This is a genomic window from Halomonas sp. H33-56 (genome assembly GCF_040147035.1).
GTDB classification, from domain to species: Bacteria; Pseudomonadota; Gammaproteobacteria; order Pseudomonadales; family Halomonadaceae; genus Halomonas; species Halomonas litopenaei.
On record NZ_JAMSHP010000001.1, the window covers coordinates 4,316,447 to 4,330,960 of the forward strand.

The 14,514-nt window shown below is 66.3% G+C and carries 14 protein-coding genes; 12 read left to right on the forward strand and 2 right to left on the reverse strand.

All coding sequences use genetic code 11. The features are described from left to right. Positions 1-47: 47 nt before the first annotated feature. From NFH98_RS18515 to NFH98_RS18545, 7 genes are all read left to right on the forward strand, one after another. Complete coding sequence (locus NFH98_RS18515) at positions 48-743, forward strand: YggS family pyridoxal phosphate-dependent enzyme (RefSeq protein ID WP_045993282.1); 696 nt, start codon at positions 48-50, stop codon at positions 741-743. 78 nt (positions 744-821) lie between these two features. Further along, on the forward strand, positions 822-1,646 hold the full coding sequence (gene proC / locus NFH98_RS18520) for a pyrroline-5-carboxylate reductase (protein WP_108132181.1): 825 nt from the start codon (positions 822-824) through the stop codon (positions 1,644-1,646). Between the two features lie 20 nt (positions 1,647-1,666). Then, on the forward strand, positions 1,667-2,260 hold the full coding sequence (locus NFH98_RS18525) for a YggT family protein (protein WP_045993284.1): 594 nt from the start codon (positions 1,667-1,669) through the stop codon (positions 2,258-2,260). Positions 2,261-2,323: 63 nt separating this feature from the next. After that, positions 2,324-3,499, forward strand: a complete 1,176-nt coding sequence (gene metX, locus NFH98_RS18530; RefSeq protein ID WP_045993285.1) for a homoserine O-succinyltransferase MetX — start codon at positions 2,324-2,326, stop codon at positions 3,497-3,499. After that, complete coding sequence (gene metW / locus NFH98_RS18535; RefSeq protein WP_045993286.1) at positions 3,489-4,085, forward strand: methionine biosynthesis protein MetW; 597 nt, start codon at positions 3,489-3,491, stop codon at positions 4,083-4,085. Before metX ends, metW begins: the two co-directional genes overlap by 11 nt. A 107-nt stretch (positions 4,086-4,192) precedes the next feature. Next, positions 4,193-4,663 (forward strand): DUF4426 domain-containing protein, encoded by a 471-nt coding sequence (locus NFH98_RS18540; RefSeq protein ID WP_162816430.1) that lies wholly within the window; start codon positions 4,193-4,195, stop codon positions 4,661-4,663. Then, positions 4,653-5,987, forward strand: coding sequence for an RNA polymerase sigma factor (locus NFH98_RS18545; protein ID WP_349623026.1), 1,335 nt, complete (start codon positions 4,653-4,655; stop codon positions 5,985-5,987). The genes NFH98_RS18540 and NFH98_RS18545 overlap by 11 nt, the downstream gene beginning before the upstream one ends. Positions 5,988-6,012: 25 nt before the next feature. Here the strand turns inward: NFH98_RS18545 and sfsA are convergent, their stop codons facing one another. Next, on the reverse strand, positions 6,013-6,774 hold the full coding sequence (sfsA, locus tag NFH98_RS18550) for a DNA/RNA nuclease SfsA (protein WP_349623027.1): 762 nt from the start codon (positions 6,772-6,774) through the stop codon (positions 6,013-6,015). Beyond that, positions 6,771-7,937 carry an aminotransferase class I/II-fold pyridoxal phosphate-dependent enzyme gene (locus tag NFH98_RS18555; protein WP_349623028.1) on the reverse strand — a complete coding sequence of 389 codons (1,167 nt, stop codon included), beginning with the start codon at positions 7,935-7,937 and terminating at the stop codon, positions 6,771-6,773. Before NFH98_RS18555 ends, sfsA begins: the two co-directional genes overlap by 4 nt. A gap of 283 nt (positions 7,938-8,220) precedes the next feature. Between NFH98_RS18555 and dksA the strand changes: the two genes are divergently transcribed. From dksA to NFH98_RS18580, 5 genes are all read left to right on the forward strand, one after another. Next, positions 8,221-8,658: an RNA polymerase-binding protein DksA gene (gene dksA / locus NFH98_RS18560; RefSeq protein ID WP_045993290.1), complete on the forward strand. Its 438-nt coding sequence runs from the start codon at positions 8,221-8,223 to the stop codon at positions 8,656-8,658. A gap of 118 nt (positions 8,659-8,776) precedes the next feature. Continuing rightward, positions 8,777-9,694: a tRNA glutamyl-Q(34) synthetase GluQRS gene (gluQRS, locus tag NFH98_RS18565; protein ID WP_348814963.1), complete on the forward strand. Its 918-nt coding sequence runs from the start codon at positions 8,777-8,779 to the stop codon at positions 9,692-9,694. Between the two features lie 7 nt (positions 9,695-9,701). Beyond that, positions 9,702-9,878, forward strand: coding sequence for a hypothetical protein (locus NFH98_RS18570; protein WP_045993292.1), 177 nt, complete (start codon positions 9,702-9,704; stop codon positions 9,876-9,878). After that, positions 9,868-12,864, forward strand: coding sequence for an ATP-binding protein (locus tag NFH98_RS18575; RefSeq protein WP_349623029.1), 2,997 nt, complete (start codon positions 9,868-9,870; stop codon positions 12,862-12,864). The genes NFH98_RS18570 and NFH98_RS18575 overlap by 11 nt, the downstream gene beginning before the upstream one ends. After that, on the forward strand, positions 12,842-14,236 hold the full coding sequence (locus tag NFH98_RS18580) for a sigma-54-dependent transcriptional regulator (RefSeq protein ID WP_108448695.1): 1,395 nt from the start codon (positions 12,842-12,844) through the stop codon (positions 14,234-14,236). Before NFH98_RS18575 ends, NFH98_RS18580 begins: the two co-directional genes overlap by 23 nt. The last annotated feature ends 278 nt before the right edge of the window (positions 14,237-14,514 follow it).

Here is a 14,514-nt window from a genome sequence, read left to right on the forward strand (position 1 = left end):
CCCCGACTCGGGGGCAGGGAGCCCCACGATAGGACAGACCCAGGCCGATGACCACGACGATTGCCGAATCCTTGACCCAAGCCCGGACACGCCTGAATCAGGCACTTGCAAAGGCGGGAAGAGCGCCCGACGCGGCCCTGCTGCTGGCGGTCAGCAAGACCAAGCCAGCCGACATGATCCGGGATGCCTATGCCCTGGGCCAGCGCGACTTCGGCGAGAACTATCTACAGGAAGCGCTGGATAAACAGGCCCAACTGGGCGACTGCCCTGGCATACACTGGCACTTCATCGGACCGCTGCAATCCAACAAGACACGTGACGTGGCCAGCCATTTCGACTGGGTACATGGTGTCGATCGTGCCAAGATCGCTCAGCGCCTGAGCGATCAGCGCCCGGATGGCCTTCCCGCACTGAATATCTGTCTGCAGGTCAACGTCAGCGGCGAAGCAACCAAATCAGGCGTCAGCCTGGAGGAGCTGCCTGAGCTGGCGAGCCTGGCGGCGGCGCTGCCTCACGTGCGTCTGCGCGGATTGATGGCCATCCCGGCCCCCAGCGAAGACCCAGAAGCGCAGCGCGAGCCCTTCCGGCTACTGGCCGAGGCCTTGTCATCGCTGCGTCGAGAGCTGCCGGACGCACCGCTGGACACCTTGTCCATGGGCATGAGTGCCGACCTGGAGGCCGCCGTCGCCGAGGGCGCCACCATCGTGCGCCTGGGCACCGCGATCTTTGGCTCGCGCCAGTGAGCCCGTCGCCACGACAGGCCTGGTGACGCTACCCTGTTTGTCCGAATATCCAATGCCCTACCCTTCAAGGAGCCCCGCATGGCCAGCAACGTGACCTTTATCGGCGCCGGCAACATGGCCAGCGCCATCTTCGGCGGCATGGTGCACAGCGGCTACCCAGCCGATGCCATCACCGCCACCGCCACCCGTGACGCCACCCTGGCGCCGCTCGCCGAGCGCCTGGGCATCCATACCACCACCGACAATCTGGCGGCGATCGAGCACGCCGACGTGGTCGTACTGTCGGTCAAGCCACAGATCATGCGCCAGGTGTGCGAGACTCTACGGGATTCGGTGCAAAAGCGTCGGCCGCTGATCGTGTCGGTGGCGGCTGGCCTCAGCGCCGAGACCTTGGAACAATGGCTGGGTGGCGGCCTGGCGGTGGTCCGCTGCATGCCCAACACTCCGTCGCTGGTCGGTGCCGGCGCCTCCGGGCTGTATGCCAACCCGCGCGTCAGCGACGAGCAGCGCGCCCTGGTCGGCGAGCTGATGACGTCCGTCGGCATCATCGAATGGGTCGAAGACGAAGCCCTGCTGGAAGCGGTCACCGCCGTCTCGGGTAGTGCACCGGCCTACTTCTTCCTGATGTTCGAGGCCATGGAAGAGGCCGCCGTCAAACTCGGGCTAAGCGCCGAAAGCGCTCGCCGACTGGCGATGCAGACCGCCTACGGGGCCGCCTCGATGGCGATGCAGAGCGACCGTGATCCCGGTGAACTGAAACGCAATGTGATGTCCCCGGGGGGTACCACCGAGAGGGCCATCGAATATCTGGAGCAGGCAGGACTGCGGCAGGCGCTCGACGGCGCCATGCAAGCCTGTGCCAAGCGTGCCCAGGAAATGTCTGCCGAACTCGGCAAGGGTTAATCAAAGACGGAGGAGCCCACATGGGCAGTCAACTGGGAAACGCTGGCCTGCTGCTGGTCAACACCCTGATCAACATCTTCTTGTTCCTGCTGATGCTGCGCTTTCTGCTGCAGGCCTCGAAGGCGGATTACTACAACCCCTTGAGCCAGTCGGTGGTCAAGATTACCCAGCCGGTGGTGCGTCCCTTCCAGAGCGTGCTTGGCCCGGTGATGGGCCGCTTTGACCTGGCCACCCTGGCCGCGGGCTTTCTGGTCAAGGTGATCAGCATCATCATCCTGCTGCAGCTGGCCGGTGTCGGCATGCCGAGGCTCGATGGCCTGGCCATCGCCGGCGTCGCGGCCCTGGCCAGCGCGATCCTGAAGATCTACTTCTTTGCGCTGATCGTGATGATCATCCTCAGCTGGGTCGCCCCCAACGCCAGCCATCCCGGCGCGCTGCTGGTGATGCAACTGGTGGAGCCGATCATGGCGCCGGTACGCCGGGTGATTCCGCCGCTGGGGATGCTCGACCTGTCACCCATCGTGGTGTTCATCGGCATCAACCTGATCGATGGCATCGTGGTGGGCTCGCTGGTCCGGGCCGCCGGTATCTCCGGGATGCTGGTCGGGCTCTAGGCTCGACCAACGCTCGCGTACACGGCCACGACAACACCAACTTTCACTGGACACACACGACTGATGCCCGAGACGACTCGCGATTCGGTCGGACTGGTGACGCCGCAGGTGGCGCACTTCGACGACCCTCTGCCCCTGGTCTGCGGCAAGACGCTGCCGGCCTACGACCTGGTCTACGAGACCTACGGCACCCTCAATCAGGACCGCAGCAATGCGGTCCTCATCTGCCATGCCCTGTCCGGCCACCACCACGCCGCGGGTTATCATGACGAGGCCGATCGCAAGCCAGGCTGGTGGGACGCCCACATCGGTCCCGGCAAGTCCATCGACACCGATCGTTTCTTCGTCATCTCGCTGAATAACCTCGGCGGCTGCCACGGCTCCACCGGGCCTTCCAGCATCAACCCGGACACCGGCCGCCGCTGGGGGCCGGACTTCCCCATGGTCACCGTCTGCGACTGGGTCGACAGCCAGGTTCGCCTGGCCGATCGCCTGGGCATCAGCCGCTTCGCCGCCGTCGTCGGCGGCAGCCTGGGCGGCATGCAGGTGCTGCAGTGGTCACTGGCCTATCCGGAACGCATCGCCAACGCGGTGGTCATCGCCGCCACGCCCAAGCTGTCGGCGCAGAACATCGCCTTCAACGAGGTCGCGCGTCAGGCCATTCGCTCGGACACCGACTTCCACGACGGCCACTACGCCGATCACGAGACCCTGCCCCGTCGCGGACTGAAGCTGGCACGCATGGTCGGCCACATTACCTATCTGTCCGAAGACGCCATGGGTTCGAAGTTCGGCCGCGATCTGCGCAGCGAAGACCTCAACTTCGGCTTCGACGTGGAGTTCCAGGTGGAGTCCTACCTGCGCTACCAGGGCGACGCCTTTTCCACCTCCTTCGACGCCAACACCTATCTGCTGATGACCAAGGCGCTGGACTACTTCGACCCGGCCTCGTCCCACCAGGGCGACCTGGCCAAGGCCCTGGCCCCGGCTGAGTGTCCGTTCCTGGTGGTCAGCTTCAGCACCGACTGGCGCTTCCCGCCGTCACGCTCCAAGGAGCTGGTCAACGCCTTGATTCGTGCCGGCAAGTCGGTCAGCTACGCCAATATCGACTCGCCACACGGCCATGATGCCTTCCTGATGCCGGAGCCGCGCTATCAAGCGATCTTCGCCGGCTTCATGAGACGCGTCGCCGATGACCTCAAGCTGCCGTCACGCCAGGAGGCCGACCATGCGCTCTGACCTCACCCTGATTCACGGCTGGATTCCCGAGGGCGCCCATGTACTCGACCTGGCCTGCGGTGACGGCACCCTGCTGCACGCTCTGGCGCGCGACAAGGGCGTCACCGGATACGGTCTGGAGATCGATCCTGACGGCATCACCGCCTGTATCGAGAAGGGCGTCAGCGTCATCGAGCAGAACCTCGACGAAGGACTCGCCAACTTCGAGGATGACGCCTGCGATCTGGTGATCATGACCCAGGCGTTGCAGGCGCTGCGCCGCCCCGACCGCATGCTCGACGAAATGCTGCGGGTGGCCCGGGAATGCATCATCACCTTCCCCAACTTCGCCTACTGGCGCCACCGGGTCCATCTTGGACTACGCGGCTACATGCCGGTGTCCAAGTCGCTGCCCCACGCCTGGTACGACACCCCCAACATTCACCTGTCGACGTTCAATGACTTCGAGGCGCTGTGTCGTGACAAGGGGGTGACCATCGTCGACCGCGCGGTGGGCATCAAGGACCACGAAGGTAGACGGCTGTCACGGCTGTGGCCCAACCTGTTTGGCGAGATCGCGATCTTTCGCGTGAGCCGCGACGGCTGACACCTGGCGCGGGCGCGCCACAGGCCTCGGCGCGACAGGATGGGCCGAGGGTCAAGGCAGCAATGAGTCGGACGTCAGCAGGCAGGCCTGCTGCCAAGGAGCATGAGATGAACGTCAATCGAGCCAGCCACCGACGATACGCGCTCGCCTTGTCTCTGCTGGTGCTGCTGGCGCTGCAGGCATTGCCGACGGCGCCAGCCCAGGCCCAGCAGTTCGAGCGCTTCGGCGATATCGAGGCGCACTACAGCGCCATCACCACCGACTTTCTCCCCGAGGAGATGGCCCGCCGTCTGGATATCCAGCGCAGCCCGCACCAGGGTCTGGTCAGCCTCAGCGTTCGCGACGCCGATGGCCAGGCCCTCAACGTCGCCACCGAAGGCAGCGTCTCGGTGGTGGGCAAGCCCGGCGAGACACCTCTGGCCTTTCGCACCCTGCGGGAAGGCGATGGCATCTCGCGCTATGCCACCTTCGCCATCGACACCAGTGCGCCGATGCGCTTTCGGCTCTCGCTGCAGCTTGACCGCAACGCTTCCCCCGAGGCAGTCAGCTTCTTGAAACGGTTCTATCGTGACCAGTGATACCCTTTTCTCTTCGGCGCCACCCGTCACCTCGGCGGTCGGCGACGCCCTGAAAGAGTGCGCTCAGGGCGCCACCGGCGGCCTCGAGACCCTTGCCAGGCTGACGGTGCCGCACCTGACCGCCATCGCCCGCCACTTTCTCGACGCGCCAAGGGATGTCGAGGACGTGATCCACGACACCCTGGTGCTGGCATGGCACAACGTCTGGCGCTTCGACCCCGCCGCCGAGTCCCCCCATGCGTGGCTGATGCAGGTGTTCGCCTCGCGCCTGGCGAGCCAGCGCCTGGCGTTGGCCACACCGGCCGATGCCACGCCCTGGCGGCTCGATGTCGACCGCGTCGTTCTGCCGCCTCCGCTGACGGATGCCCAGCGCCCGACGCTGGACGCCTTGATGGCGCTGTACCAGCAGTTGCCTCCGGCGTCGGTGGATGATGCCCTGAAGGCACGACTGTGCTGTGCCATCAGCCTGCTGGATGCCAGCCGCGACATGCCGCTGACGCCCGGCGGTGAGCCCGCCGACCCCAGCCTGTACGATCCCAGCCTGGGCCCGCGCATGAGCCTGTCACGACTGGCCCAGCGGGCCAAGGGACTGATCAATCGCTCGCTGACACTGCCGCTGGAGCACCTGGCCCTGCGCCTGTGGCTGTCCGAGGCCCCAGGCAGCCGGCCCCTCGAGGCCCGCGGCCTGCCCCGGCGCGGCATCGAATCACGCTACGGCGAGGCCCTGGACGTCAGCGTCGACCCACGCCGGCTGCTCAGGCAGATCCACTATCCACGCTCCTTCCCGGATCGGCGCGAGCGTCACCGGATCAGCGATCGCCTGTTATGGGACGGCGACTGGGATCTGTCGACGACCCACGCCCTGTCGAGCCGTCGCATGCACTTCATCGCCGACATCTGGGCACACCGCCGCGACCCAAGCCAGAGCCGCAGCTACCACCAGCTGGCCGAACGCCTGGCCAGAGGCAAGCCGGTGGCCTCGCACTCCGACGGCATGGTGCTGGATCGTCCCGAACGCATCCTCGCCTATCTGCGCCGATACCTCCTGTACATGGAGGCCATGGCCTGTTTCGGCTTCGACAATGGCCTCGGCAAGGACCGTCTGGGCGCGGCGGTGGATCGGCACGGCGAGCTGGTCAAGATCAACAAGGGGCTGCACCGCATGGCCATGGCCCAGGTGATCGGCATACCACGGGTCGAGGTGCGCGTCCGCGGCATCCATCGTCAGTGGTGGGACCAGGTCAGCGAGGGAGCCAAGGGCGACACCGCCATGCAGCGCGTCCTCGCGGCCCTGCCCGACTGCCGCCCGTCCGCAGCAGACTGAATCCGCCCCTCACAGAAGCGCCCATTCAGGACTCGACGAACTGCGCCATCGGCCGCACCGGCAAGGCTGCATCCAGGGTCAGCGCCAGTGGCCTGCCCTGGTCGTCTCGCCGGGCGCGGATGCGGTAGGCCAGCACCTCTACGCCCTCGGCCATCACCCGTCTCAGGGTATCGCCGTACCCCGGATCCAGGTGCATCGCCGGAGCCACATCGTCGATGCCCTCGTGGGCGACCAGGAACAGCAACACCGCTCGCTTCCCCTCGGCCACCAGCTGCGCCAGGCTTTCCAGGTGCTTGCGCCCACGTTCGCTGACCGCGTCGGGAAAGTAACCGTGGCCATCGCTTTCCTTGAGGGTGACCTGCTTGACCTCGACGAAGCAGCTCGGGCGCTCGTCATCATCCAGGCGAAAGTCCAGCCGGGCGTTGGCCACCTTGGCCTCGCGCTTGATCGCCGAATAACCCCTGAGTTCGGCCACCGTCCCCGAGCGCAGGGCCTCCTCGACGATCCGGTTGGCTCGCCCGGTATGCACCGAGGCCAACGCCGACGCAGCACCGGCCTGGGCGTCGCCAGACGGCAGTTCGATCAGTTCCCAGGTCCAGGCCAGCTTGCGCGCCGGATTGTCGCTGGGGGACAGCCAGACCCGGGCGCCGGGAACATTGACCGCGCGCATCGAGCCGGTGTTGGGGCAGTGGGCGACCACTTCGCGCCCGTCGTCGAGGCGCACATCGGCCAGAAATCGCTTGTAGCGGCGCAGCAATACGCCGCCGACCAGGGTGGGGTAGTTCATGAGCCCTGCCGTGCCAGAAAACGTTCCAGACGCGCCAGGGCGTCCTGCAGACGCGGCACCTCGGTGGTGAAGGCGATGCGCACGTGGTGCTCGCCGCCCTGCAGGGCAAAGTCGGTCCCCGGGGTAATCGCCACGTTCTCCTCTTCGAGCAGGCGCAGGCAGAACGCCTGGCTGTCGTTGCTGTAGGCGGAGATGTCGAGCCAAAGATAGAAGGCTCCCTGGGGCGGCAGCGACGGTGCCAGGCCGAGCCGCGACAGCCCTTCCAGCAAGGCGTCCCGGCGTGTCTGGAGCTCTCGCCGGCGCTCCTCGAACAACGCCTGACACTCAGGGCTGAAAGCGGCCAGCGCCGCGTGCTGGGCCGGCGTGGAGGCGGCCAGGAAGACGTTCTGAGCCAGCCGTGTCAGCGGCTCCACGGCGTCCTCGGGCGCCACCAGCCAGCCCAGGCGCCAGCCGGTCATGCCGAAGTACTTCGAGAAGCTGTTGACGATAAAGGCCCGATCGCTGAGTGACGCCACCGACAGCGGCGCCATGCCGTAGTTGAGCCCCTGGTAGATCTCGTCCACCAAGAGTTCACCACCACGCTCGGCCACCGCGTCCACCACCGCGCCGAGCGCCGCGCGCTCGAGCACATGGCCGGTGGGGTTGGACGGCGAGGCCAGCATCGCCAGGCGCGTATCGTCGCGCCAATGCCGCGCGATCAGCTCGGCGTTCAGCTGCCAGCCGCTATCGGGCCCTACCGGCACCGCGTCTACCCGGGCGCCGGCCAGCGCCATGAAGTGGCGATTGCAGGGGTAGTTCGGGTCGGCCATCAGCACGCCGTCTCCGGGCCCCGCCAGCAATTGACTCGCCAGCAGCAGCGCCCCGGACGCGCCGGGGGTGACGATAATCCGCTCCGGCGCCACCTCGGCATCGAAGTGCTCACGATAGTGGCCGGCAATCGCCTCGCGAAGCGCAGGAATACCGGTGGCAGGGGTATAGCGGGTGCGTCCCTCGTCCAGGGCACGGTGGCCGGCCTCGCGCACCGCAGGTGGGGTCGAGAAGTCCGGCTCGCCGACCTCCAGATGGATCACGTCCTCGCCGGCCGCCTCGCGCTGCTGAGCGAGTTCCAGCAGATGCATCACACGGAAAGGGGCGACCCCTTCGACCCTGGCGTTAAAGCTCATGGCTTCCTCTCTTGATCGCGGCCCGCAGCGAACCCGAGCCCTGCTTGATGGTCCAATGGAGGTATTGAAACATGGAACCTCGTCGCCGTCCGTCACCGTCCAGGACGCCAATCATTGATCCGGACGATGCGGGCTACGACTTTCGGGGAGAAAACTGGTAGTTATCGCGCAAAACTATTGCACTACGGCCAAATATCCGCTAAACAACCTTCCCTTTGGCGTGAGATACCTTAGCCTAGCGTGGGGTATTGATCAGCAGTCACTAAAGTAATGAGGCAATCCCATGCCAGTTGCACAGAAAAAACCGGAAGCGCCCAAGAAGTTCATCCCGTACGAGCCGGCGGCGGGTGAAGAATACATGAACGAGAAGCAGCTCGAGCACTTCCGCCAGATCCTGCTTGGCTGGAAGCAGGAGCTGATGGAAGAAGTCGACCGTACTGTTCGCCATCTGCAGGAAGAGGCCAACAACTACGCCGACCCGGCTGACCGTGCCACCCAGGAAGAGGGCTTCAGCCTGGAGCTGCGGACCCGCGATCGCGAGCGCAAGCTGCTCAAGAAGATCAACGAGACCCTCGAGATGATCGATGAGGACGACTACGGCTTCTGCGATGCCTGCGGCGTGGAGATCGGCATCCGTCGCCTGGAAGCGCGTCCCACCGCCACCCTCTGTGTCGACTGCAAGACCCTGGCCGAACTGAAGGAAAAGCAGCTCGGCGGCTGATCCCCCCCTCGCCGGACCTTCGACAACGGGCACCTCAGGGTGCCCGTTTGCGTGATCACCTGCCCCCCCGGCTGCCTGTTCACGAGGGTTGCCTGTTCCCGATAGCGCTGGAGCCCCCATGCACCACGTCCATGGTCGCTTTGCCCCCACCCCCTCAGGTCCGCTTCACGCCGGCTCGCTGGTGGCCGCGGTGGCGAGCTATCTGGATGCGCGTAGCCAGCAAGGCCGCTGGAGCCTGCGCATCGAGGATGTCGATCCCCCCCGCTGCCCTCCTGGCAGCGTCGATACCATCCTGCGCCAGCTCGAGACCTTTGGCCTCGCCTGGGACGGCGAGGTGCGCTACCAGAGTCATCGCCATGACGCCTATGCACGTGCCCTTGCGCGGCTGACCGAGCAGGGCATGGCCTACCCCTGCAGCTGCTCGCGCAAGCAGTGGCGGGACTACGGCATCTATCCAGGCTGGTGCCGCGACGGCGTATGCCAGCCCGAGGCCCCGCAGGCCTGGCGCCTGCGCAGCGACCTGGGGCAGCGCCCGGTCAGCTGGCACGATCGGCTGCAGGGTCTGCAGCGCTTCGACCCTGCCGCCCTGGGTGACGTCGTGCTCAAGCGCAAGGACGGCCTCTGGGCCTACCAGCTGGCGGTGGTGGTGGATGATATCGACCAGCACATCACCGACGTGGTGCGCGGCGCCGATCTTCTCGACAACACCCCCTGGCAGCTGCAGCTGCTCGAAGCCCTCGGTGCCGAGCCGCCGCGCTATCTTCACCTGCCGCTGGTGATAGGGCAGGATGGGCAGAAGCTGTCCAAGCAGAACCTGGCCCGACCACTGCCCGAAGATCCTCGTGACGTCCGCCGGCTGCTGCATGCCACCCTGGCACTGCTGGGGCAGTCCCCCGACCCGGCGGCGAGCGAGGCGCCGGTGGCCGAGCAGCTCGAGGCCGCCTGCCGCCGCTGGCGTCCTCGACAGATCCCCCGCGCAGACATCGCCTCGCAGGGGCTGCAAGTGGACGGCGACGACGCTGACACCAACGAGTGAGCCTGCCATGTACGTCTACCGCATCATGCTGCTGCTTGTGTTTTGCGGGTATCTGCTCTCGCCGCTGCTGATGACCGGCTGGGGCCAGCCCGGCAACGCCTGGTACCGCCCGTTCCTGATCTGGGGGGCACTGATCGCCCTGACGCTGTGGCTCGAGCAGAAGCGAGCGCTGGATGAGCGCTGAGCTCGTCTCCCTTGTACTGCTGGGGCTTGGCTACCTGTCGGCACTGTTCGCTACCGCCAGCGCGGTGGAGCGCGGCTGGATTCCGCGGCGGCTGGTCCACCACCCACTGATCGGCATCCTGGCCCTGGGCGTCTACGCCAACGCCTGGGCGGTGATCGGCAGCCTTGGCGTGGCCCACCAGCGGGGATTTGGTTATCTCGCCTACTACCTGGGTGCCGCCGGCGCCTTTGTGCTGGCACCGGTCCTGCTGCTGCCGTTGCAGCGCATGACGCGAACCCACCAGCTGTCTTCTCTGGCGGACCTGTTCGCCTTTCGTTTTCGCTCCCGCTGGGTCGGCACCTGCGTCACCCTGCTGAGCCTGGTAGCGGTCATGCCGCTGCTGGCGATGCAGGTGGAGGCCATGAGGCATGCCATCCATCGCTACACCGACGCTGCCTCTCCAGGCCTGCTGTCGCTGATGCTGTGTGCCTTGATCGCACTGTTCGCGATACTGTTCGGCGCCCGTCATACCCACGTCCATCGGCGCTACGACGGCTTGACCGCCGCCATCGGCCTGGAGTCGCTGATCAAGCTGGTCGCCTTTCTCGGGCTGGGCGCCTTTGCGCTCTACGCCATCTTCGACGGCCCCGGCGACCTGCAGCACTGGCTGGACGGGCCCGGCCGCGTCCACCAGGCACAGGCGAGCCAGTTCGATGCCGCCCAATGGAGAACCCTGCTGCTGCTGTTCTTCGCCGCTGCGCTACTGATGCCCCACATGTTTCACGTGACCTTCGCCCGCCCGCTCAGTCGCCGAACCCTGCTCAGCGCGGGCTGGGGGCTGCCGCTGGTGCTGCTGCTGATGGCACTGCCGGTGCCGCTGGTGCTGTGGGCCGGTCAGCGCATGGGGGTGGCCGATGATATCCAGGGGGCCGCCTACGTCATCTTCGCGCTGTCCGATAGCCCCGCCGTCACCGCCCTGGCCTTTGTCGCGGTACTGGCCGCCACCTGCGGCACCCTGATCCTGAGCGCGCTGGCGCTCGCCGGAATGGTGCTGAACCATCTGGTGCTGGTCGCCCATCCTCCGGTGGAGCACCCCGACCTCTATCGCTGGCTACGCTGGCTACGGCGCGGCCTGATCGGCGCCATCATTCTCGCCGGCTGGCTGTTCGCCCAGGCCGTCGACGCCAATACCGAGCTGACCCGACTGGGGCTGGTGGCGGTGGTTGGCATGGCTCAGTGTCTGCCGGGTCTGCTGGCCCTGCTGTACTGGCCCGGTGCCAACCGCAAGGGGGTGATGACCGGCCTCGGCCTGGGTGTGGCGATCTGGTGTGCCGGCCTGTGGCTGCCGCTGCTCAGCGATCTGCCGCCGCTGCTTGCGCCGCTGGACGCCTTGCTCGGGCTCCTGGGCGACGAGGCTGTCACCGACTCGCCCGCCTGGTATCCGGTCGCCCTGGTATCGCTTGGCGTCAATGGCCTGAGCCTGATTCTGGTGTCGCTGATCACCCCCACCTCCGCCGGAGAACGAGCGGCCGCCGAGGCCTGCTCGGTGGATGCGGTCATCCGCCCCAAGCGCCTGCCGCTGAATCTGGCCGACAGTGATGACGTCAGGCGGCGCCTGGCCATGGCGCTCGGCGACGAGGTCGCCGAGCGCGAAGTGACCCGGGCGCTGGCAAGCCTCCATCAATCTGCCAAGGATGCCAGGCCCTACGCGCTGCGACGTCTGCGCGACCGTATCCAGGCCAACCTGTCCGGCCTGATGGGCCCATCGGTCGCCCAGGACATCGTCGATCACTACCTGCCCTATCGGCGCGATGGGCGAGTGCCGAAGGAAGATATCCACTTCGTCGAAAGCCGCCTGGAGGCCTACCGATCTCGCCTCACTGGCCTCGCGCGGGAACTCGATGAGCTGCGACGTCACCATCGCCGCATGCTGACCCGGCTGCCGGTGGGGCTATGTGCCTTCGGCGACGACGGCGAGGTACTGATGTGGAACGACGCCCTGGCCGAGCTCAGCGAGATTTCCGGCGAGGAGATCATTGGCGCCCATCGTCAGGCCCTGCCTGCGCCCTGGGCCGAGCTGCTCGGGACCATTCTGGAAAGCGACAAGGACCACCTCTACCAGGAAGCTGTGGAGCTGCCCCGGGGGTTGCGTTACGTCAGCCTGCTCAAGGCCAGCCTGGTGGACGAGCCGGCGGCAGACGCCGCTGGTGGCACGGTCATCCTGGTCGAGGACCACAGCGAGATGAAATGGCTGGAGAACGAACTCATCCACGCGGCTCGCCTCGCCTCCATCGGCCAGATGTCCGCCGGCGTGGCCCACGAGATTGGCAACCCCATCACCGGCATCTCATCGCTGGCCCAGAACCTGCGCTATGACACCACGGATCCCCACGTGCTCGAGACCGCCGAACAGATCCAGACACTGACCAAGCGCGTGTCGCGTATCGTTGGCTCACTGGTGGGCTTTGCCCACGGCGGTCGCCACGTCACCGGCAGCGACTTCGCGCCGGTATCGGCCAGGCATCTGGCCGACCAGGCGCTGCACTTGCTCAAGCTGGCCCGCAAGAGCGACGATGTTCGCTACGACAATCGCTGTCCGGCGCGGCTCGACATCACGGGAGACGAGCAGCGCCTGCTGCAGGTATTGATCAACCTGCTGAGCAATGCTCGTGACGCCAGCCCGGCCAACGGCCTGGTGGTCATCGACGCCGGCGAGGAAGGTGAGCGTCACTGGCTGTCGGTCACCGACCAGGGGCCCGGCATCGATCCCAGCGTGCGCGAAAACCTGTTCGAGCCCTTCACCACCACCAAGCCGCCAAGCCAAGGTACCGGTCTTGGTCTCGCCCTGGTGGTAAGCATCGTGGCCGAGCACCAGGGCAAGGTCGAGGTGGAGTCGCCCCTGCCGGGGCAGGCCGGTGGCACCAGAATTCAGGTATGGTTACCTTCTCCCGATGTCCATCGACCTGCCGGGGATATGCCGATCCATGAGCCGAATCCTGATCGTTGAAGACGAAGCCATCATCCGCAGCGCCCTGCGCCGCCTGCTCGAACGCCACGACCACCGCGTGTGCGAATGCGAGTCGGTGGAGCAGGCATGCGGGCAGGGCTTTGGCGAGTACGACCTGATCATCAGCGACCTGCGCCTGCCCGGTGCACCCGGCACCGACCTGATCAAGGCCGCCGCCCCCTGCCCGGTACTGATCATGACCAGCTACGCCAGCATGCGCTCGGCGGTGGATGCGCTGAAACTCGGCGCGGTGGACTACGTCGCCAAGCCGTTTGATCATGATGAACTGCTGGAAACCGTGGCTCGAGTACTGCACCGCCAGGCGAGTCAGCGCAGCACGCCGCCCGCCATCGCCGACGAGGGTGGACGGCGCCACACCATGATCGGCAACTGCCCGGCGATGCAGGCGGTCTACACCCGTATCCGCAAGACCGCCCCGGCAGACGTGACGGTACTGATTCAGGGTGAATCCGGTACCGGCAAGGAGCTGGTGGCCAAGGCCCTGCACCAGCAGAGCCGCCGTGCCGAGGCGCCGCTGGTCTGCGTCAACTGTGCAGCCATCCCCGAGACGCTGATCGAATCTGAGCTGTTCGGTCATGAGAAGGGCGCCTTTACCGGGGCCAGCGCCATGCGTACCGGACTGGTCGAGGCCGCCGACGGCGGCACCCTGTTCCTCGACGAGATCGGCGAATTGCCGCTGGACGCCCAGGCCCGATTGCTGCGGGTGCTGCAGGAAGGCGAGATACGCCGCATCGGTTCGGTGGAGACGCGCCACGTCGACGTTCGCCTGATCGCTGCCACCCACCGTGACCTGCGCGCCCTGTCACGCAGCGGAGACTTCCGTCTCGATCTCTACTACCGCTTGAACGTCATGCAGATCGACCTGCCTCCGCTGCGCGAGCGCGAGGACGACATTCTCGAGATTGCCGACGTGCTGCTGGCCAAGGCCTGCAAGCGCCACGCCCGCGACGGTCTGCACCTGTCTCGCGCCGCACGGCGGGACATCGCCGACTACCCCTGGCCAGGCAACGTCAGGGAGCTGGAAAATGCCCTGGAGCGTGGCGTGATCCTCGCCGAAGGCCAGTTGATCCATCCGGACGACCTGGGCCTGGCAACGGTGCCGGTAACGCGACCGCCCAGTCCCCCCAAGGAGGCGGCCACGTCACTGGAGGCGCCCGCCTCCGAAAGATCCGACACGGCTACCGAGGACGACCTGTCGCTGGAAGACTACTTCCAGCACTTCGTACTCGAACATCAGGACCAGATGAGCGAGACGGAGCTGGCCAATAAGCTGGGAATTTCACGCAAGTGCCTGTGGGAGCGCCGCCAGCGTCTGGGTATCCCACGCAAGAAGGCGGCGCGGCGCCACTGACGCGAGACCACAGGCTCAACACCCTAGGGCCCTGGCCCCGCGCTTCGCCCCGGCCTCCCTTGGGCCGCTCACCTTGCCCTCCCTTCGACTCACCCCTCGACTCACCCCTCGGCTCGCCCTTGCCTGCCGCTTCCTGCCATGCCCCCTGCTTTGGTTCATTCGACCATGGTGCAAGTGTCTGTAGCGATCAATACAGGCATTGTAGGCCCTGCACGCCAGCTACCTCTTGATGCACCGGTTGTTACCATCCCACACAGGGGAGTGCGCCAAAATGGGTA

Coding starts and splice junctions, on each gene's coding strand:
- NFH98_RS18515 (WP_045993282.1), top strand. CDS start 48: ATGACCACGACGATTGCCGAATCCTTGACCCAAGCCCGGACACGCCTG.
- proC (WP_108132181.1), top strand. CDS start 822: ATGGCCAGCAACGTGACCTTTATCGGCGCCGGCAACATGGCCAGCGCC.
- NFH98_RS18525 (WP_045993284.1), top strand. CDS start 1,667: ATGGGCAGTCAACTGGGAAACGCTGGCCTGCTGCTGGTCAACACCCTG.
- metX (WP_045993285.1), top strand. CDS start 2,324: ATGCCCGAGACGACTCGCGATTCGGTCGGACTGGTGACGCCGCAGGTG.
- metW (WP_045993286.1), top strand. CDS start 3,489: ATGCGCTCTGACCTCACCCTGATTCACGGCTGGATTCCCGAGGGCGCC.
- NFH98_RS18540 (WP_162816430.1), top strand. CDS start 4,193: ATGAACGTCAATCGAGCCAGCCACCGACGATACGCGCTCGCCTTGTCT.
- sfsA (WP_349623027.1), bottom strand. CDS start 6,774: ATGAACTACCCCACCCTGGTCGGCGGCGTATTGCTGCGCCGCTACAAG.
- NFH98_RS18555 (WP_349623028.1), bottom strand. CDS start 7,937: ATGAGCTTTAACGCCAGGGTCGAAGGGGTCGCCCCTTTCCGTGTGATG.
- dksA (WP_045993290.1), top strand. CDS start 8,221: ATGCCAGTTGCACAGAAAAAACCGGAAGCGCCCAAGAAGTTCATCCCG.
- gluQRS (WP_348814963.1), top strand. CDS start 8,777: ATGCACCACGTCCATGGTCGCTTTGCCCCCACCCCCTCAGGTCCGCTT.
- NFH98_RS18570 (WP_045993292.1), top strand. CDS start 9,702: ATGTACGTCTACCGCATCATGCTGCTGCTTGTGTTTTGCGGGTATCTG.
- NFH98_RS18575 (WP_349623029.1), top strand. CDS start 9,868: ATGAGCGCTGAGCTCGTCTCCCTTGTACTGCTGGGGCTTGGCTACCTG.
- NFH98_RS18580 (WP_108448695.1), top strand. CDS start 12,842: ATGAGCCGAATCCTGATCGTTGAAGACGAAGCCATCATCCGCAGCGCC.